The 19026-nt window shown below is 75.8% G+C and carries 19 protein-coding genes; 9 read left to right on the forward strand and 10 right to left on the reverse strand.

What is annotated here, in order from left to right; genetic code table 11:
* Positions 1–3 precede the first annotated feature (3 nt).
* From ANAEK_RS05000 to ANAEK_RS05035, 8 genes are all read right to left on the reverse strand, one after another.
* Positions 4–1173 (reverse strand): NAD(P)/FAD-dependent oxidoreductase, encoded by a 1170-nt coding sequence (locus ANAEK_RS05000; RefSeq protein WP_012525064.1) that lies wholly within the window; start codon positions 1171–1173, stop codon positions 4–6.
* A 102-nt stretch (positions 1174–1275) separates the two neighbouring features.
* A complete protein-coding gene (locus ANAEK_RS05005) occupies positions 1276–2361 on the reverse strand; it encodes a low specificity L-threonine aldolase (RefSeq protein WP_012525065.1) in 1086 nt (361 codons plus the stop codon).
* Between the two features lie 69 nt (positions 2362–2430).
* The gene (locus tag ANAEK_RS05010; RefSeq protein ID WP_012525066.1) at positions 2431–4587 is read right to left on the reverse strand and encodes a thioredoxin domain-containing protein; all 2157 of its coding nucleotides are present in this window, start codon (positions 4585–4587) and stop codon (positions 2431–2433) included.
* A 56-nt stretch (positions 4588–4643) separates the two neighbouring features.
* Complete coding sequence (locus ANAEK_RS05015) at positions 4644–5021, reverse strand: VOC family protein (RefSeq protein ID WP_012525067.1); 378 nt, start codon at positions 5019–5021, stop codon at positions 4644–4646.
* 76 nt (positions 5022–5097) lie between these two features.
* Positions 5098–5337 carry a hypothetical protein gene (locus ANAEK_RS05020; RefSeq protein ID WP_012525068.1) on the reverse strand — a complete coding sequence of 80 codons (240 nt, stop codon included), beginning with the start codon at positions 5335–5337 and terminating at the stop codon, positions 5098–5100.
* 56 nt (positions 5338–5393) lie between these two features.
* Positions 5394–6857, reverse strand: a complete 1464-nt coding sequence (locus tag ANAEK_RS05025) for an RtcB family protein (protein ID WP_012525069.1) — start codon at positions 6855–6857, stop codon at positions 5394–5396.
* 20 nt (positions 6858–6877) lie between these two features.
* The gene (locus ANAEK_RS05030) at positions 6878–7315 is read right to left on the reverse strand and encodes an archease (protein WP_012525070.1); all 438 of its coding nucleotides are present in this window, start codon (positions 7313–7315) and stop codon (positions 6878–6880) included.
* Between the two features lie 56 nt (positions 7316–7371).
* Positions 7372–8766, reverse strand: coding sequence for an MATE family efflux transporter (locus ANAEK_RS05035; protein ID WP_012525071.1), 1395 nt, complete (start codon positions 8764–8766; stop codon positions 7372–7374).
* Positions 8767–8997: 231 nt separating this feature from the next.
* On the opposite strand from ANAEK_RS05035, the gene ANAEK_RS05040 reads away from it, so the two are divergent.
* The 5 genes from ANAEK_RS05040 to ruvB all read left to right on the forward strand — a co-directional run bounded on the left by ANAEK_RS05040 (position 8998) and on the right by ruvB (position 14524).
* The gene (locus ANAEK_RS05040) at positions 8998–11013 is read left to right on the forward strand and encodes a potassium transporter Kup (protein WP_012525072.1); all 2016 of its coding nucleotides are present in this window, start codon (positions 8998–9000) and stop codon (positions 11011–11013) included.
* A 13-nt stretch (positions 11014–11026) separates the two neighbouring features.
* Complete coding sequence (locus ANAEK_RS05045; RefSeq protein ID WP_012525073.1) at positions 11027–12271, forward strand: MFS transporter; 1245 nt, start codon at positions 11027–11029, stop codon at positions 12269–12271.
* A gap of 67 nt (positions 12272–12338) precedes the next feature.
* Positions 12339–12896: a crossover junction endodeoxyribonuclease RuvC gene (gene ruvC / locus ANAEK_RS05050; RefSeq protein WP_012525074.1), complete on the forward strand. Its 558-nt coding sequence runs from the start codon at positions 12339–12341 to the stop codon at positions 12894–12896.
* Complete coding sequence (gene ruvA / locus ANAEK_RS05055; protein ID WP_012525075.1) at positions 12893–13486, forward strand: Holliday junction branch migration protein RuvA; 594 nt, start codon at positions 12893–12895, stop codon at positions 13484–13486. Before ruvC ends, ruvA begins: the two co-directional genes overlap by 4 nt.
* Positions 13487–13495: 9 nt before the next feature.
* Positions 13496–14524, forward strand: coding sequence for a Holliday junction branch migration DNA helicase RuvB (ruvB, locus tag ANAEK_RS05060; protein ID WP_012525076.1), 1029 nt, complete (start codon positions 13496–13498; stop codon positions 14522–14524).
* Positions 14525–14539: 15 nt separating this feature from the next.
* Here ruvB and ANAEK_RS05065 read toward each other — a convergent pair whose 3' ends face one another.
* Positions 14540–15280 (reverse strand): rhomboid family intramembrane serine protease, encoded by a 741-nt coding sequence (locus ANAEK_RS05065; protein WP_012525077.1) that lies wholly within the window; start codon positions 15278–15280, stop codon positions 14540–14542.
* 287 nt (positions 15281–15567) lie between these two features.
* On the opposite strand from ANAEK_RS05065, the gene lpxC reads away from it, so the two are divergent.
* Positions 15568–16494 (forward strand): UDP-3-O-acyl-N-acetylglucosamine deacetylase, encoded by a 927-nt coding sequence (lpxC, locus tag ANAEK_RS05070; RefSeq protein WP_012525078.1) that lies wholly within the window; start codon positions 15568–15570, stop codon positions 16492–16494.
* Positions 16495–16582: 88 nt separating this feature from the next.
* A complete protein-coding gene (locus tag ANAEK_RS05075; RefSeq protein ID WP_012525079.1) occupies positions 16583–17614 on the forward strand; it encodes a DUF2804 domain-containing protein in 1032 nt (343 codons plus the stop codon).
* Here the strand turns inward: ANAEK_RS05075 and ANAEK_RS05080 are convergent, their stop codons facing one another.
* Positions 17615–18094 carry an SRPBCC family protein gene (locus ANAEK_RS05080; protein ID WP_012525080.1) on the reverse strand — a complete coding sequence of 160 codons (480 nt, stop codon included), beginning with the start codon at positions 18092–18094 and terminating at the stop codon, positions 17615–17617. It abuts the gene before it with no gap.
* 187 nt (positions 18095–18281) lie between these two features.
* Between ANAEK_RS05080 and ANAEK_RS05085 the strand changes: the two genes are divergently transcribed.
* The gene (locus tag ANAEK_RS05085) at positions 18282–18764 is read left to right on the forward strand and encodes a hypothetical protein (protein WP_012525081.1); all 483 of its coding nucleotides are present in this window, start codon (positions 18282–18284) and stop codon (positions 18762–18764) included.
* Positions 18761–19000: a hypothetical protein gene (locus ANAEK_RS05090; protein ID WP_012525082.1), complete on the forward strand. Its 240-nt coding sequence runs from the start codon at positions 18761–18763 to the stop codon at positions 18998–19000. Before ANAEK_RS05085 ends, ANAEK_RS05090 begins: the two co-directional genes overlap by 4 nt.
* The last annotated feature ends 26 nt before the right edge of the window (positions 19001–19026 follow it).

Below are 19026 nucleotides of genomic sequence, written 5' to 3' on the forward strand. Positions count from 1 at the left end.
CCGCTACGCCGGGATCCGGCCGCGCAGGTCGGCCGCCCGGTGCGGCCCCTGCTCGGCCACCAGCGCGCGGGCGGCGTCCAGCTTGCCGAACGCGCCCCAGGTCACCACGCCCCGGACGCGCCCGTCGGCGAGGTAGTAGATCACGCCCCGGCGGAACGGCTCCTGCCAGTCGGCGACGGTCTCGAGCCGCGCGTCCACCACGCCGACCGCCTCGTACCCGAGGTCGAACAGGTCGGAGTAGAAGAACGGCAGGTGGCCGTAGACGACGTCCGCGCCGGCCATGGCGCGCCCCGCCGTCTCGCCCATCTTGTTCGCGTTGTCCTCGTGCTCCACGCGGATCAGCCGGCCCAGCGCGGGGTTCCAGAAGCGCGCCACGTCGCCCGCGGCGAACACGTCCGGATCGCGGGTGCGGAGCGACGCGTCCACCACGATGCCGTCGTCCACGTCCAGCCCGGCGCCGCGCGCCAGCGCGTCGTTCGGCGCGATCCCGAGCCCCGCCACCACCAGGTCCGCCGGGAGCTCGCCGCCGCCGGTGCGCACGGCGAAGCCGTCCCCGCGCCGCTCCACGCCGGAGACCCGCGTGGCCGGCAGCACCTCCACCCCGTGCTCGCCGTAGTAGCCGTTCAGGTGCAGGCCCAGGTCGCGCGGGAACGTCCGCGCGCCGATGGTCTCCTCCGGGAACACGAGCGTCACCCGGTAGCCGGCGTCGGAGAGCGCCGAGGACACCTCCGAGCCGATGAAGCCGCCGCCGATCACCACCACGCGCCGACCGGCCGGGAGCGCGCGCAGCCGGCGGAAGTCCGCCACGGTGCGGAAGTGGATCACCCCTTCCGCGGCCCCGGGCAGCCGCCGCGGCGTCCCCCCGGTCGCGAGCAGCAGCTTGCGGTACTCGATCGCCTCGCCGCCCTCGAGCTCGACCCGGTGCCCGGCGCGGTCGATCGCGCTCACGCGCACGCCGGCGCGGAGCGTGGTCCCGTCCACCTCGGGCAGCCAGATCGAGCCCTCCTCCTGCCCGCGCCAGAGCGCCTTGGAGAGCGGGGGCCGGGCGTAGGGCCGCTCCGGCTCGTCGCCCAGGATGGCGATGGAGCCGGCGCCGTCCACCAGCCGGATCCCCTGGGCCGCGGCGTGCCCCGCCATCCCGCCGCCCACCACCACGTAGTCGAAGCCGGCCATCGCGTCCTCCGCGGCGCGGCGCCGCCGGGCGCCGCTGCGAACCCCATAGTGGATGCGGCCGCGGGGATCGCGTTACGGGAGGGCCGGGTGCGCGCCCTGGCGCTAGCGCGGGCCGGCCACCGCCAGCCGGAGGTCGGCGGCGAACGCCTCCACGTCGGCGGGCGTCACGTCCCAGGCGCACATGAGCCGGACGCCGCCGGAGCCGATGAAGTCGTAGAAGCGCCAGCCCTTCGCGCGCAGCCGCGCGGCGGCGTCGCCCGGCAGCGTCGCGAACACCGAGTTCGCCTGCACCGGCTGGAGGATCTCCACCCCGGGGACGGCGCGGAGCGCGCGCTCCAGCAGCGCGGCCATCGCGTTGGTGTGCCGGGCGTGGCGCAGCCAGGCACCGCCCCGGAGCATGCCCACCCACGGCGCCGCCAGGAAGCGCATCTTGCTCGCGAGCTGCCCGGCCTGCTTGCAGCGGTAGTCGAAGTCGGCCGCCAGCGCGCGGTCGAAGAACACGATCGCCTCGCCCACCGCCATGCCGGCCTTGGTGCCGCCGAAGCAGAGCACGTCCACGCCCACCTTCCAGGTGAGGTCCTTGGGGGCGACGCCCAGCGCCGCCACCGCGTTGCCGAACCGCGAGCCGTCCATGTGGAAGCGCAGCCCGTTCGCCCGGGCGCGCTCGCCGATCGCGCCGAGCTCGTCCACCGTGTAGAGCGTGCCCAGCTCGGTCGGCAGCGTCACCGAGACCGCGCGCGGCTTCGGGTAGTGGATGTCGGTGCGGCGCCGGACCATGTGGTCGATGCCGTCGGGCCGGAGCTTGCCGTTCGGGCCGGGCAGGGTGAGGACCTTGGTGCCGTTGGAGAAGAACTCCGGCGCGCCGCACTCGTCGGTCTCGACGTGCGCCGTCTCGTGGCAGAGGATCGAGTGGTACGACTGGCAGAGCGCGGCCAGCGCGAGCGAGTTCGCGGCGGTGCCGTTGAACGCGAAGAACACCTCGCAGTCGGTCTCGAACGTCTCGCGCAGCAGGTCGGCCGCCTCCTGCGTCCAGCGGTCGTCGCCGTAGCCCGGCGAGTGGCCCACGTTCGCCTCGGCCATGGCCGCGAACGCCTCGGGGCAGATGCCGCCGTAGTTGTCGGAGGCGAAGTGGCGGAGCGGGCCCGAGGGGGCGGGCGGGGCGGGGTGGGACGGGGTGCCGGGGTTCATGGCCGCGGACTGTACGCTTTCGCGGACGACTGTCCAGCGGTTCCGTTTTAACGGATGGGCGCGGGGATCTCAGGGGTGGTAGGGCCGCACCGGCGCGACCTGCGCGGCCAGCTTCTCGGGCGCGATCGCGGGCAGCCGGCAGGCGCCGCGCTCGCACACGTACGCGGTGGCGCGGCCGCCGGCGGCCGCCTTGCCGGCGGCGATGGCCGCCACCGCGCCGAGCCGGGCGAGCGCCTCGCCCTCGGGCGCGCCGGTCAGGGCGCGGCTGGGCAGGAACGTCCGCCGCAGCACGTCCACGAACGGCCCGGGGTCGCCGCCCTCCGGCCAGACCAGCACCACCTCGCGCACCGCGTCGCTCGCGCAGTCGAGCGCGAGCAGGAGCTCGGACATGGCCAGCGGCTGCTCGGCCAGCGTGCGCGCGTGGTGCCGCAGCGCGCCGTCGGCGGCGCGGCGCCAGCGCGGGTCGGACGTGAACGCCTCGAGCCGCAGCGCGTTCAGCGCCGCCACCGACGCGCCGGACGGCTCGGCGCCGTCGTGCGTCGGCTTCTCCCGCGCGAGCAGGCGCTCGTGGTCGGTGGCGGACTGGAACCAGCCGCCGCCCTCGGGATCTCCGAACAGCCGGTCCTGGGCCCCGGCCAGCTCCGCCGCCGCCGCGAGCCAGCGCGGGTCGAACGTCGCCTCGTGCAGGTCGAGCAGCCCCTGCACCAGGAACGCGTGATCCTCGAGGTAGGCCGGCACGCCGGCGCGGCCGGCCAGCCAGCTCCGCTGCAGCCGCCCGTCCTTCACCAGGCGCGTCAGCACGAAGTCGGCGGCGCGCGCCGCCGCGTCCACCCAGCGCGGCTCGGCCAGCGCCCGCCCGCCGAACGCGAGCGCCGAGATGGCCAGCCCGTTCCAGCCGGCCAGGATCTTCTCGTCCCGGAGCGGCCGGGGCCGCCGCTCGCGGAGCGCGTACAGCGCGGCGCGATCCGGGGCGAGCGCCTCCCACGCGTCCTCGTCCGGCGCGGGGACGTGCAGCACGCTCCGCCCCTCGAAGTTCCCCTCCGGGCGCACCCCGTGGAACCGGAGGAACGCCTCCGCCCGGTCGCCCAGCGCCTCGCGGAGCTCGGCCTCGGTCCAGGTGAAGAACCGCCCCTCCTCGCCCTCCGAGTCGGCGTCGGTGGCGGAGTAGAGGCCACCCTCCGGCGACGTCAGCTCGCGCAGGAGGTAGTCGAGCGTCTGCCGGGTCACGCGCGCGAAGTCGCGCCGGCCGGTGAGCTGCCAGGCCTCGGCGTACGCGAGCGCCAGCAGCGCGTTGTCGTAGAGCATCTTCTCGAAGTGCGGCACCAGCCACTCGGCGTCGGTCGAGTAGCGGTGGAACCCGCCGCCCACCTGGTCGTGCAGGCCGCCCGCCGCCATCCGCTCCAGCGTGACGGTGGCCATGCGGAGCGAGCGCTCCTCGCCGGTGCGGCGGTGGTGCCGGAGCAGCAGCCGGACCGGGACGTTGGAGGGGAACTTGGGCGCGCGCCGCAGGCCTCCGTGCCGCTCGTCGAAGCTCCGCTCGAGGAGCGCCACCGCGTGCTCGATCGGCTCCGGCCCGGGCACCTCGGCCGCGGCGGGCCCGGCCGGCGCCAGCGCGGTGCGCACCGCCTCCACGAGCGCGCCGGTGGCCGAGCGGATCCGGTCCGGGTCGCGCTCCCACAGGCCGGCGATCTCGTGGAGGATCGACAGGAAGCCGCGCGCCGGCCCGCGGACGCCGTCGCGGGGCGGGAAGTAGGTGCCGCCGAAGAACGGCTCGCGGTCCGGCGTGAGCCACACGCTCATCGGCCAGCCGCCGGAGCCGGTGAGGAGCTGGACCGCGGTCATGTAGATCGCGTCCACGTCCGGCCGCTCCTCGCGGTCGACCTTGATGGCGACGTAGCGCTCGTTCAGGACGCGCGCGATCTCCTCGTCCTCGAAGGACTCGCGCTCCATCACGTGGCACCAGTGGCAGGTGGAGTAGCCGACCGACAGGAACACCGGGCGGCCGGTCCGCCGCGCCTCCTCGAACGCCTCGTCGCCCCAGGCCCACCAGCTCACCGGGTTGTGCGCGTGCTGGAGCAGGTACGGGCTCCGCTCCAGCGCCAGCCGGTTGGTGAAGCGCGGCGCGGCGCCGCCGTGGCCGGCCGCGGCGCCGGCGCGGACGGCGTCGGCGAGCCGGCGCGCGAGGTCGTCGGGGAACGGGGCGGCGCCGGGGAGGGGCTCGAGCATGCCCGGGGCTTAACCGGCGCGGGCGTGCGATTCACGCGCGCGGGCGCGCTCCGCCGTCAGGGCCAGGCCCGGCCCTTGCCGGCGATCGGCCCGCGCTGCGGGTTGACCACGCAGAAGCGCTGGCCGGTCGGCGCCTCCATCACCCACCAGCGCTGCACGAACCCGACGCGCTTCGCGCCGAGCGCCTCGAGCCGCCGCACCTCGGCCTCGAGGTCGTCCGATTCGATGTCGAGGTGGACGCGGCTCGGGTGATCCACGCGCTGGACGAGCACGACGGGCTCGCCGGCGGCGTCCTCCAGCTCGCGGTAGCTCGGGCTGCCGGGGTCGGGCGGCCGGAGCGGCCGTCCCAGGGCGGCGCTCCAGAACGCCGCCGCGCGGTCCACGTCCCCGTCCTGGCAGTCGATGACGATGCCGACCAACCGGCTCCGGTGCATTCGGGCGTCCCTCCGGCGGAGGGGTCTACGCGGGGAGCACGCTCGGCGAAAGGCGCCGCTCGGGGGCTGCGCACCCTCAGAACAGCTCGTCCAGGGCCCGCGCGATGCGCTCCTCGATCTCGCGGCGCATCTGGCGCGCGGCCTGGACGGTCTCCTCGATGGCCGCCTGGAGGTCGCCCGCCGGGCCGCCCGGGATGACCCGCAGCGCCTCGCGGGACAGCCGCGGCGGGCCGTCCGGCTCCGCGCCGGCGCGCCCGCCCCGCAGCAGCTCGAGCCTCGGACGTGGTTGCCGGGGCGGATCGCCCGCGTCGCCCATGCTCCGTAAGCTAGGCACGCGCGGCGGCCCGGCGAAGCGGGTCCGCCCGACGGTCCTCAGCCCTTGACCACCGCGAGCGGGTCGAGCCGCGCCACCAGCCGGGAGATGCCCGCCCCGTCCATCACGGCCACCACCCGGGCCACGTCCTTGTACGCCTCGCTCATCTCCTCGCCGAGGGTCTTGCGCCCCCGCGCGAGGACCTCGATGCCGCGATCGGCCAGCTCCCGCGCGATGGAGCGCCCCCGGGCGCGTCGCAGCGCCTCGCCGCGCGAGAGGAGGCGCCCCGCGCCGTGGCACGAGCTGCCGAACGTGTCGCGCATGGCCTTCTCGGTCCCGGCGAGGACGTAGGAGTACCGGCCCATGTCCCCGGGGATGAGCACCGGCTGGCCGACGTCGCGGTACGGCGCCGGGACGCGGGGATCGCCGGGGCCGAACGCGCGGGTGGCGCCCTTGCGGTGGACGAGCACCCGCCGCACGCCGCCGTCCACCAGGTGGTCCTCGAGCTTGGCCACGTTGTGGCAGACGTCGTACAGGAGCCGCGCGCCCAGCTCGCGGTCGGAGACGCCGAGCGTCTCGAGCAGCGCCCGCACCGCCAGCCCGGTCATCACCTGGCGGTTCGCCCAGGCGAAGTTCGCCGCCGCCTGCATGGCCGCGAGGTAGCGGCGCCCCTCCGGGCTGCCGACGGGGGCGCAGGCGAGCTGCCGGTCGGGCAGGGCGGCGTAGTCCGGGCCGTAGGACGCCAGCCGCGGCGCGAGCTCCGCGAGCGCCTCGTCGCACACCTGGTAGCCGAGGCCGCGCGAGCCGGAGTGGATCTGCACGACGAGCTGCCCGGGGAACAGGCCGAACGCCTCGGCGGCGGCGTCGTCGTGGATCCGGGCGACCCGGTCCAGCTCGAGGAAGTGGTTGCCGCTGCCGAGCGTGCCGAGCTGGTCGCTGCCGCGCTCGCGGGCCCGCGCGCTCACCGCGGCGGGGTCCGCGCCGGCGAGCCGCCCGCCCTCCTCGCAGCGATCGGCGTCGTCCGCCGCGGCGCGGAAGCCCCGCGCCACCGCCCAGCGCGCCCCCTCCGCCAGCACCTCGTCGAGCTCCCGCGGGCTCAGCCTCGGGATGGCGGCGCTCGCGCCCACGCCGGTGGGGACGTCGCGGTAGATCCGGGCCGCGAGCGCGTGGAGCCGCGGCCGGAGCGCCTCCGCGTCGAGCCCGGTGGTGACCACGCGCACGCCGCAGTTGATGTCGTAGCCCACCCCGCCCGGCGACACGGCGCCGTGCTCCCCGTCCACCGCCGCCACGCCGCCGATGGGGAACCCGTACCCCCAGTGGACGTCGGGCATGGCGAGCGACCAGCGCAGGATCCCCGGCAGGTGGGCCACGTTCGCCACCTGCTGCAGGGCCGGGTCGTCCGGGGCGGGCGGCCCCGGGGAGTAGACGCGTCCGGGCACCTTCATGCCGCCGTGCCGCGGGATCTCCCACAGGTCGCCCTCGATCCGCCGCAGCGGCACGTGCTCGCCCTGGCGCGCCGTCATCGCGTCCTCCGCCCCATCCGTCAGATGTCCAGCACCGCCTGCGCCACCCAGCCGCCGCCCTCCGGCTCGAGCCGCGCCGCGTGCCAGGTGACCGCCTTCACGTCCGCGCCCTCGGCGTGCAGCGCCGGGTCCCAGCGCGCCCAGCCGACCACCGCCTCGGCGGCGGCCTCGGTGCAGGCCGTGACCTCGATCGCGGCCGGGATGCGCCGGGCGGTCGCGAAGCGCCAGAGCAGCTCGCGCAGCAGCGCCACCGCGGTCCCGGCCAGCCCGGGCCCGCCGCGCACCGCGAGCCGCTCCTCCGCGCCCTCGACCGGCGCCGGGCCGCCCCCGGCGAGCAGCGCGCCGAGCGCGAGCGCCAGGCGCGCGAGCGCCTCCTCCGCGGTGGCGCCGCGCACCCGCACGCCCACGTCGGCGACGTGGCCGAGGTCCTCGTAGGGCTGGGGCAGCGCGAGCCGCATCGCCCCGCAGGATAGCAACGCGCGCCGGCCGGGGCGGGCGGGACGCCGGGGCGCCGCTACGCGGCGGCGCGCTCGGCGAGCGGCACGATGCCGCGCGCGGAGACCCGCAGGAACCGGCCCAGGAGCGCGATCGCGACCGCGGTGAGGCCGAAGCAGAAGCCGCCCCACAGCCCGACCACCCCGTGACCCAGGGTGAAGCCGAGCAGCAGCGTCGCGGGCAGGCCGATCAGCCAGTGGCCGGCCAGGTTCGCGGCGAACGTGAAGCGGGTCTCGCCCGCGCCGCGCAGCACGCCGGCGCCCACCGCCTGGAGCCCGTCGGAGAGCTGGAAGATCGCGGCCACGCGCAGCAGCGGGACCGCCAGCGCGAGCACGCCCGCGTCGTCGGTCATGAGCCGGCCGATGACGCCGGGCGCGAAGGTGAAGGCGAGCGCGGGGACGAGCATGATCGACGCGCCGCCCGCGAACGCGCACAGGCCGGCGCGGCGGGCGCCGGCGCGATCGTGCGCGCCCACCGCGAGCCCCACCCGCACGCTGCCCGCGTCGCCGAGGCCCACCGCCATGGTGAACGTGAGGCTCGCCACCGACAGCGCGATCTGGTGCGCCCCGAGCGCCTCGGCGCCGAGCCGGCCGGCGAGGAAGCTCACCAGCGAGAAGAAGCCCACCTCGGCGAACATGTGCAGCCCGACCGGCCCGCCCACCCGCACCGCGGTCGCGAGCGCGGCGCGGTCCGGCCGCGCCAGCCCCGCCGGCCGCGGACCCGCGAGCGGGACGGCGCGCGTGGCGCGCACGAGGACCAGTGCCTGGAGCGCGATGCACAGGGAGGTGGCGATGGCGGCGCCGGCCGCGCCCAGCGCCGGCACCAGCCGGAGCGGCCCGGTCCACGCCGGCAGCGACGCGCCGCCGAACACGAGCAGCAGGTCGGCGGGCACGTTCAGGAGGTTCGCGCCCACCGTGGCCACGACCATGGGCCGGCCCAGGCCGTGCGCCTGCAGGTAGGCGCGCGCGCCGAAGTAGTAGAGGAAGAAGAACAGCCCGGGGAGGCGCCACCAGATGTACGGCGCCGCCTGCGCCGCGACGTCGGGCGAGATGCCGAGCGGCACCAGCACCGCCGGGAGGAGCGCGATGGGGACCGTGAACGCGGCGGCGAGGATCGCCGCCAGCCACGCCGCCTGCCACAGCATGCGCCGGGCGCGCCGCTCGTCGCCGGCGCCGATCGCCTGCGAGATGAGCGGGTCGAGTCCGTGCATGATCCCCATGCCGAGCACCGCCACCGCGAAGAACAGCGAGGCGCCGAGGCCGGTGCCGGCGAGCGGCACCGCGCCCGCGCGTCCCACGATGGCGGCGTCCACCACGCCCATCAGCGCCTGGCCGCCGTGCGCGAGCGAGAGCGGGAGGGCGAGCCGGAGGAGCGCGCGGAGCTCCGTGCGAAGGACGTGCGGCGGCGGGGACATGGGGGGCGCGCAACATACCCGAGGTGCGGGAGGGCTGCACGGGCGCCGCGGCAGGCCCGCCGCGCCGGCCTCCGGGCGCACGGCCGCGGCTCCCTGAGGTACCCTGTTCGGGTCAGCCAGCCTGGGGCTCGTCGAATTCCAGCCTCCATCTGCAGGGTTCGCCCTGCGAGCGGGTTTGGGGCTCGACGGCCGGGTTCCAATCTGCTTACTTCGCGCCCTCCTTTCCTCCGGATGTCCCAGATCCCCTCACCCAACGACCCCGCGTCAACCGGCGCCGCGCCCTCGTCCGCCGCCGTTCCGGCCGGCCCCAGCGCCACGCCCGCCCCGTCGCCCACGGCCGGCTTCTCGCTGCCCGGGCACCGGCCGCCCCCCACCGGGAAGGCGCTCGCGGCGCTCGCGGTCGGCGCGCTCGGGGTCGTCTACGGGGACATCGGGACGAGCCCGCTCTACTCGCTGAAGGAGTGCTTCGGCGGGCCGCACGGGGTCCACCCCACCGACGCGAACGTGCTCGGCGTCCTGTCGCTCGTGTTCTGGGCGATGACGTTCGTGGTGACGTTCAAGTACATGTCGTTCGTCATGCGCGCGGACAACCGCGGGGAGGGCGGGATCCTCGCGCTCATGGCGCTGGTGGGGAAGACCGAGACCACGCGCCTCGGCCGGCGCATGCTGCTCATGCTGGGCCTGTTCGGCGCCGCGCTGCTGTACGGCGACGGCATCATCACGCCCGCCATCTCGGTGCTGGGCGCGGTGGAGGGCGTCGCCGTCGCGGCGCCGGCCATGGAGCGGGCGGTGGTGCCGGCCACCGTGGTGATCCTGGTGTTCCTGTTCCTGTTCCAGAAGCAGGGCACCGCCAAGGTCGGCGCGGTGTTCGGCCCGGTCATGCTGGTCTGGTTCGCGACCATCGCGGTGCTGGGCGTGCGCGGCATCCTCCACGACCCCACCATCCTGCGCGCGCTCCTGCCCACCCACGGGCTCTCCTTCTTCGCGCGGAACGGCTGGCACGGCTTCCTGGTGCTGGGCGGCGTGGTGCTGGTCATCACCGGCGGCGAGGCGCTCTACGCGGACATGGGCCACTTCGGGAAGCGCCCCATCCGCGTGGCCTGGCTGGGCCTCGCCATGCCGGCGCTGCTCCTCAACTACCTGGGGCAGGGGGCGCTGCTGCTCCACGACCCCGGCGCCGCCCGCAACCCGTTCTACCTGCTCGCGCCGGAGTGGGCGCTCTACCCCACCATCGCCATCGCCACCGCCGCGGCCATCGTGGCCTCGCAGGCCCTCATCTCCGGCGCGTACTCGCTCACCCAGCAGGCCATCCAGCTCGGCTACTCGCCGCGCGTCACCATCCGCCACACCTCGCAGCGCGAGATCGGGCAGATCTACCTGCCCGAGGTGAACTGGATGCTCGGCACCGCCTGCCTGGCGCTGGTGCTCGGGTTCCAGACCTCCTCGCGCCTCGCCTCCGCGTACGGCATCGCCGTCACCGGGACGATGATCGTCACCACGCTCCTGTTCCACCGGGTGATGCGCGACCGGTGGGGCTGGGCGCGCTGGAAGGCCTGGCCGCTCACGTCCCTGTTCCTCACCGTGGACGCGTCGTTCTTCCTCGCGAACGTGGTCAAGTTCCGCGACGGCGGCTGGTTCCCCATCGCGGCGGCGGCGCTGGTGTTCACGCTCATGTCCACCTGGAAGCGCGGCCGCGACGCGCTCGCGCTCATGCTGAAGGACGCCGGGCTCCCGCTCGACCTGTTCATGGCCGACGTGGCGCGGCGCAAGGTCCAGCGCGTGGCCGGGACCGCGGTGTTCATGACCTCCAACCCCGGCGGCGTCCCGCCGGTGCTGCTCCACCACCTGAAGCACAACAAGGTGCTGCACGAGCGCGTGGTCCTGGTCTCGATCCTGGCCCACGAGATCCCGTTCGTGAACGAGCCGGAGCGGGTGAACGCGCGCGAGCTGGGCAGCGGCTTCTTCCAGGTGATCGCGCACTACGGCTTCATGGAGACGCCGGACGTGCCGGCCCTGCTCGACTCGCTCCCCCGCCGCGAGCTGGCCGGGCCGCGCATCACCATCGTCCCCATGGAGACGACGTACTTCCTCGGGCGCGAGACGCTGCTCGCGAACGGCCCGTCGAACATCCCGACCTGGCGCAAGCGGCTGTTCATCGTGATGGCCCGCAACGCGCAGACCGCGAGCGCGTTCTTCGGCCTGCCACCCAACCGCGTGGTGGAGATGGGCGCGCAGATCCAGCTGTAGCGCTCGAGCCGCGATGCGCTGGCCGAACGCCCTCCGCTCGCTCCGCCAGCGCGACCTGCGGCTGTTCTTCGCCGGCCAGACCGTGTCGCTGGCCGGCAACTGGATGCAGTCCGTCGCCCAGGCGTGGCTGGTGTGGCGGCTCACCCGCTCGTCCCAGATGCTCGGCCTGGTCAACTTCCTCGGCCAGGTGCCGGTGTTCCTGTTCAGCGTCTGGGCGGGCTCGCTCGCCGACCGCTACCCGCGCCGGCGGATGGTGCTGCTCACCCAGAGCAACGCCATCGTGCAGTCGGTGCTGCTCGCGGCGCTCACGCTGGCCGGGGCGGTGCAGCCCTGGCACGTGATGGTGCTCGCCGCCATGCTGGGCCTCACCTACGCGTTCGAGATCCCCGCCCGCCAGGCGCTGCTCGCCGACATCGCCGGCAGGGACATGCCCAACGCGATCGCGCTCAACTCGTCCATCGTGAACGCCGCGCGCGCGGTGGGCCCGGCGCTGGCGGGCGTGCTGGTGGCGGCGCTCGGCGAGGGCGTGTGCTTCGGCCTGAACGCGCTCTCGTTCCTCGGGACCTACGCCGCGCTCTGGGTGATGCGGCCGCCGCCGCAGCCGCCGCCCGCGCTCGGGCACCGCGCCCACCTGCTCGAGGGGATCGCGTACGCCGGCCGGACCGCGCACGTGCGCGCGCTGCTCGCGCTGCTCGCGGTCTCGAGCTTCTTCGCCATGCCGTACCAGACGCTGCTGCCCGCCCTCGCCGCCGACGTCCTGCACGGCGGCGCCTCGCTGTACGGCGCGCTCCTCGCGGCCGCCGGCATCGGCGCGCTGGCGGGCGCGGTCCGGCTGCTGGTGCGCCGCAGCCTGCGCGGCCTCGGCCGGATCGTGGCGCTCGGCGCGTCGCTGCTCGGCCTGGGCGTGCTGGGGCTGTCGCTGTCGCGCCACCCGGCGCTCAGCGCCGTCGCGCTGCTCGTCACCGGCTTCGGCTTCGTCACCCAGACCGCCGGCACCATGACCCTGCTCCAGGGGCTCGCGCCGCCGGAGATGCGCGGGCGGGTCATGGGCGTGTTCTCGATGCTGTTCATCGGCGTGACGCCGTTCGGCGCGCTCGCGGCCGGGTTCGTGGCCCACCGGGCCGGCGTGCCGCGGACGCTCGGCGTCTCGGCCGTGGTCGTGCTCGCCGCGAGCGTCGCGTTCCACCTCGCGCTGCCGCGGCTGCGCAAGGTGGTGCTGGCCGAGCACCCGACGATGTTCCCGCCCGCCGCGAGCTGAGCCGGGCGGCGGCGCGAGCCGCGCGCCCGGCGCTGGACGCCGGTTCAGGCTGTGCTACGGTGCCCGCGTGATCGTGCTCGGCATCGACCCCGGCTCCCGCCGCTGCGGCTACGGGGTCGTCGCGCGGGAGGGGGCCAGGCTGACGGTGGTCGAGTCCGGGGTGCTCGTCCCGGGCGACCTGCCCATGGCCCAGCGCCTGGGGCGCATCCTCGAGGGCCTCGACGCGCTCATCGCCCGGGCCCGCCCGGTGGAGGCGTCGGTCGAGTCGGTCTTCTCCGGCGCCTCGCCGCGCTCGGCGCTGGTGCTCGGGCAGGCGCGCGGCGTCGCGCTCGCCGCCGCCGCGCGCGCCGGGCTCCCCGTCTTCGAGTACGCGCCGTCCGAGGTGAAGCTCGCCTTCACCGGCAACGGGCGCGCCGGCAAGGACCAGATGCTCCGCACCGCCCGCATGCTCCTCGGCGCGGCGCCCGACCTCTCCGACGAGGCCGACGCGCTCGCCATCGCCGTGTGCCACCTGGCCCGGCGCGCCTTCGCGGTGCCGGCGGCCGGCGCCGGCCGCGCCGCCGCGGCGCGCGCGGCCGCGGCCCGGCTCCGCCCCTCGCGCCGCGACCACCGGGGGACCCCGTGATCGCGCGCCTGGCCGGGCGGATCGCCGAGAAGCGCGACGACCACGCCATCGTGGACGTGGGCGGGGTCGGCTACCTCGTGCACCTCTCGCAGCTCTCGCTGGCCTCGCTCCCGCCGCCGGGCGAGCCCGCCGCGCTCCGCGTGTACACCCACGTCCGCGAGGACGCGCTCGACCTGTACGGCTTCGCGACCGAGGACGAGGAGGCGGTGTTCCGCGCCCTCATCGACGTGAAGGGGGTGGGCCCGCGCGCGGCGCAGAACATCCTCTCCGGCATCGAGGCGCGCGAGCTGGCGCAGGCGGTGGCGCAGGGCGACGTCGCCCGGCTCACCAAGGTCCAGGGCATCGGGAAGAAGACCGCCGAGCGGCTGGTGCTGGAGCTGAAGGAGAAGCTGGTCGCGCTGGCGCGCGCCGCCGGGCCCGCCCGCGCCGGCGCGGAGGCGGACGTGCTCGAGCAGCTCCGGACCGCGCTGCTCAACCTCGGCTACCGGCCGCCGCAGGCGGAGGGCGTGGCGGAGGCGCTGCGCGACTCGGCCGAGGGCCGGCCGCTCGACGACCTGCTGCGCGAGGCGCTGAAGCGGCTGCGCGGGTAGGGGGCGACCATGACCGTGAAGCCGCTCCGCGACGTGACCCCGAAGCCGCTCGAGGGCGAGGAGCGCCTGGAGCAGTCGCTCCGCCCCGCCACCTTCGACGACTACGTCGGCCAGGTGAAGATCGTCGACAACGTGAAGGTGTACGCCGCCGCCGCCCGCCAGCGCGGCGAGTCGCTCGACCACGTGCTGCTCTCCGGCCCGCCCGGCCTGGGCAAGACCTCGCTCGCCCACATCCTGGCGCGCGAGCTGGGCGTCACCCTGCACGTCACGAGCGGCCCGGCGCTGGTGAAGAAGGGCGACCTGGCCGGCCTGCTCACCGCGCTCGCCCCGCGCGACATCCTCTTCATCGACGAGATCCACCGGCTCTCGCCGGCCGTGGAGGAGGCGCTCTACCCGGCCATGGAGGACTACCGCTTCGACGTGGTGCTCGGCGCCGGCCTCGGCGCCCAGACCATGGAGATGAAGCTGGAGCGGTTCACGCTGGTCGGGGCCACCACCCGCACCGGCCTGCTGGCGAGCCCGCTCCGCGACCGCTTCCCCATCCAGGAGCGGCTCGAGTACTACGGCCCGGCCGAGCTGAAGGAGATCGCGGTGCGGGCCGCGCGCAAGCTGGGGCTGCCGGTGGACGAGGACGGCGCCGAGGAGCTGGCGCGCCGCGCCCGCGGCACCCCGCGCATCGCCATCCGCCTGCTGCAGCGCGCCCGCGACTTCGCCCAGGTGGAGGGGGACGGGCGGCTCACCCGCGAGGTGGTGGACCGCACGCTGCGCCGCCTGGAGGTGGACGCCCGCGGCCTGGACGCGATGGACCGCCGCATCCTGGCGGCGGTCATCGACACGTTCGGCGGCGGGCCGGTGGGCATCGACGCGGTGGCCGCCGCGGTGGGCGAGGAGTCGGGCACGCTCGAGGACGTGTACGAGCCGTTCCTGGTGCGCGAGGGCTACCTGGCGCGCACGCCGCGCGGGCGGGTGGCGCTGCCCGCCGCCTACGCGCACCTCGGGCGCGACCGCCCCGGCGGCAAGCAGGGCTCGCTGGTCTGATCGCGGCCCCGCGGCCTACCAGCTCACCCGGCGCGCGCGCCAGGTCGGGCGCCGCCCCATGAGCCGCACCAGCAGCCACCCCGCCACGAACCCGCCCACGTGCGCGAACAGCGCCACGCCGGTGTTGCCGCCGAAGAAGATGGAGAGGACCTGCAGCAGGAACCACAGGCCGATGAAGAACGCGGCCGGCACCGGGATGATCCGGATGAAGATCACGATGATGACGAGCGTGGTCACCCGGGCCCGGGGGAACAGCACCATGTAGGCGGCCAGCACGCCGGCGATGGCGCCGCTCGCGCCCACCATCGGGACCTCGAGATCGCCGGTGGCCGCCGAGGCGACCACCTGGACCACCGCGGCCACCACGCCGCACGCGAGGTAGAACAGCACGAAGCGCCCGCGCCCCAGCGCGTCCTCCACGTTGTTCCCGAAGATCCACAGGAACAGCATGTTGGAGCCGACGTGGACCAGCCCCCCGTGCAGGAACATGGCGGTGAGGACGGTGAGCGGCGGCGGCACGAGGTCGCGCGGGTAGACGTCGGAGAACGTCAGGATCTCGAACGGCACCACCCCGCCGCGGAGCGCGGTGTCGCCCAGGCGCGCGGCCACGTACTCCATGAGGCGGCCGGAGGCGAGCGCGTCGGGCAGGGCGAGCACGTCCACCTGCCACAGGAACGCGAGCACGTTCGCCGCGATGAAGAGCAGGGTGACCGCCGGTGTGCGTTCGGTGGGGACGTCGTCGCTGAGCGGGATCACGTGGGCTCGCCTCGGCCGGCAATGCTATAAGGCCGCCCGCCCACCCGGTGACCCGATCGTCCGCTCTGACATCCGTGTCGTGGCGGTGTCGCCCGGAGGACGGGGTTCCGACACCCTCGAGGAGCGGACTGACCCGGCCGCGGGAGGGTGGGGCGAAAAGGCTCGGTAGGAACGAGGGGTTAGCGGTGGTGCCGCGGACCCATGAAGTGCCCGGAAATCGGGTTGATTGGCACGTCGATTGCTCGGAAGGGGGCCGCCCGGGCGACGCGCCCAGAACGGACTTGGACATGGCTTCCTGGAATCAGCGAACGGTCGCGAAGCGGGTCTCCTGCACGGGGGTGGGCCTCCACTCCGGCCGGCCCGCGACCCTGACGCTCGCGCCCGCCCCGGCCGACGCCGGCATCACGTTCGTCCGCATGGACCTCGGCGTGGAGATCCCCGCGCGCAACGAGCACGTGGTCGACACGATGCTGTCGACCTCGCTCGGCCGCGGCAGCGCCCGCGTGGCCACGGTCGAGCACGTCATGGCCGCGCTGCACGGCATGGGCATCGACAACTGCCGCGTCGAGGTGGACGGTCCGGAGATCCCGATCCTGGACGGCTCCGCCGCGCCGTTCACCTGCCTCGTGCAGGAGGCCGGCGTGAAGGTGCAGCCCGCCGGCAAGCGCTACCTGGTCGTCGACCAGGCCGTCGAGATCCGCGACGGCGACAAGCTGGCGCGCCTCGAGCCCGCGGACGGCTTCTCGGTCTCCTTCACCGCCGACTTCGGCCACCCGCTCATCACCGATCAGTCGTTCCAGGTGAAGCTGGGCGAGCGCGCCTTCGAGCGCGAGGTGGCCCGCGCGCGCACGTTCTGCTTCCGGCGCGACATCGAGAAGATGCAGGCGATGGGGCTGGCCAGGGGCGGCAGCCTCGAGAACGCCATCGTGGTGGACGAGTTCTCGATCCTGAACCCCGAGGGGCTGCGCTTCCCGGACGAGTTCGCGCGGCACAAGGTGCTCGACGCGATCGGCGACCTGGCGCTGTTCGGGCTCCCGGTGGTGGGCGCGCTGGTCGCGGTGAAGAGCGGCCACGCCATGAACCAGGCGCTGGTGAAGAAGGTCCTGGCCGACCCCGCCTCGCATCGCGTGGTCCGGGTGACCGGCGAGGCCGACGCGCCGGCGCTCCGCGCCAAGGTGCCGGCCCTCGCGATCCACGAGGGCTCCGCGGCCTAGCGGCTGGCGCCCCCCCGGCGCGCGCACGCGTTGGGGCGCGTCCGCCCGGGCCGCGCCGGCGCCCCGCGCCGGGCGGTACGCTCGCGGCGTGGACCTCGCGCCCCGCCCGCTGCCCGCCGCGCCGCCCGCCATCCTCGACGCCGCAGGCGTGCCGTGCCTCGGCGCCTACCACGGCACCGTCGCCTCCGCGGCGCTGCGGCCGCTCGCGCCGCCCGGTCTGGCCGGCTCGGTCGCGCACCTGGCGCGCGCGAAGCGCTGGGTCTACGTGTTCGCGGCGGGTGAACGGGCCGCGCTCGGGCTGGCGGTGGTCGAGGCGGGGTGGTTCGCCGGCGCCTTCCTGTGGGTGCTGGATCGCGCCGCCGGGCGGATGCTGGCGGAGCGGCGCGGCTCGGGCCTCCCCGGGGTGAACGCGCGGGTGGAGGAGCGCCCGTGGGGCGGCGCGACCTGGCGCGGGGGCGGCCTGGAGCTCCGCGTCACCGGCGCGCCCGGTGCGCTGCGGGTGGAGGGCGCCGGCCGCGCCGGGCTCGCGCTGGACCTCTCGCTCGACGCCGCCGGCGGGCCCGGTCCGCTCACCGTGATCGCGCCGGTGCCCGGCGCCGGGCCGCGGCTCACCGAGAAGCGGGCCGGGATGGCGGCGCGCGGCGCGGTGCGCCTGGGCGGCCGGAGCCTGGCGCTCGACGGCGGCTCCGGCGGCGCCGACTTCACGGCGGGGCTGCTCGCCCGCCGCACCGACTGGCGCTGGGCCTTCGGCACCGGCCTCGCCGCGGACGGCGCGGCGGTCGGCTTCAACCTGTGCGCCGGCTTCGGCCTCCCGCCCGGCGACGCCGCCGAGAACGCGCTGCTCGCCGGCGACGGGCCGCTGGCGCTGCCCGCGGTCGCGTTCGCGTTCGACCCGGCGCGACCGCTCGCCCCGTGGCGCGTGGAGAGCGCCGGCGGCGCCGTGCGCCTCGCGTTCCGGCCGGAGGCGGTCCACCGCGAGGACGTCGCGCTCGGCGTGGTGCGGACGCGCTTCGCGCAGGTGGCGGGGACGTTCGAGGGGGTGCTCCCCGCGCCCGGCGGCGGCGCGCTGGCCGTCGCCGGGCTGCCCGGGGTGGTGGAGGACCACCGCGCCGTCTGGTGATCAGCGCATGGGATCGTGGTGCGGCTCGCCGGGGCGGATCTCGCCGCGCCAGCCGCCGGACTCGACGCCGCGCTCCTCGATGTAGTGCTTGAAGCGCTCGAGGTCGCCCTCCACGCGCCGCGACACCACGCCGAGGACGTCGCCCGCCTTCTCCACGAAGCCCTGCGGGTCGTACTCGAGCGCGAGCGTCACGCGGCAGCGCCCGTCGTCGATGGGCGTGAACGTCACCACGCCGCGGTTCACCGCGCCGCGGGTGTGCCGCCAGGCGATCTGCTGGTCGGGCATCTGCTGCACGATCTCGGCCTCCCACTCCTCGCGCTTCCCGCCGATCTTCGCGACCCAGTGCAGCGTCCGCTCGTCGAGCTGGTGCACCGCCTCGACGCCCTCCATGAAGCGCGGGAACTCCTCGAACTGCGTCCACTGGTCGTAGACCGTCCGCACGGGGCGGTCGATCTCGATGCTCTTCTCCACGCGTGCCATGTCGTCCTCCTCGTACCCGCGAACCTAGGCATGGACCCCTGGTGCGTCCGGACGCCCGCGGTGGCGCGCGGCCGGAGGGCCCCGGTCCGTCCGCCGGGGCGTGCGCTCGCGGCGCGCGGGTCCGGCGCCCGCCCTGCGGGCGCGGGCGGGGCAGGGCGGGAGGGCGGCGCGGCACCGGCGCCGGGCCGTGGCCATCCTCGTGGACGTGCTCGCGGCGCGTCAGATCGGGGGCGGGGAGGCGGGGCGCGGCTGGGAGCGCCCGCTCGCGCTGGGCCAGGGCGCGTTCTACGCAGCCACGGGCGCGTGGCCGCTCGTCCACATGCCGAGCTTCGTGGCGGTCACCGGGCCGAAGCTCGAGCCCTGGCTGGTCCGGACGGTGGGCGTGCTGGTCGGCACGATCGGCGCGACGCTCCTCGCCGCCGGCGCGCGACGCCGGATCACGCCCGAGGTCCGGCTGCTCGCGCTCGCGAGCGCGGCCGGCATCGCGGCGGTCGAGCTCTGGTACGCGGGGAGGCGCCGCCGGATCGCGCCGGTGTACCTGCTGGACGGCGCGGGCGAGCTGGCGCTCGCGGCCGCGTGGGCGGCGGCCGGGGCCCGGCGGCGGCTCCGCCGCGGCGCCGGCCGAGGGTGGGCGGAGGCCGGGGCGACCGGCCGGGAGGAAGCGCGATGACGGGGAGCTGCGAGGTCTGCGGGAACGAGTACGACAAGGTGTTCGAGATCACGGCGAGCGGGAAGCGGCACGTGTTCGACAGCTTCGAGTGCGCCATCCAGGCGCTCGCGCCGCGCTGCGCGCACTGCGGGTGCAGGGTGATCGGGCACGGCACCGAGGCGGGGGGGCGGATGTTCTGCTGCGCGCACTGCGCCCACCACGCGGGCGCGCACGAGATCCAGGATCGGGTCCAGTGAGCAGCGCGGCGGCGCTCCCGTGGGGC

Origin of the sequence: Anaeromyxobacter sp. K (assembly GCF_000020805.1) — a bacterium.
Lineage (GTDB): Bacteria > Myxococcota > Myxococcia > Myxococcales > Anaeromyxobacteraceae > Anaeromyxobacter > Anaeromyxobacter dehalogenans.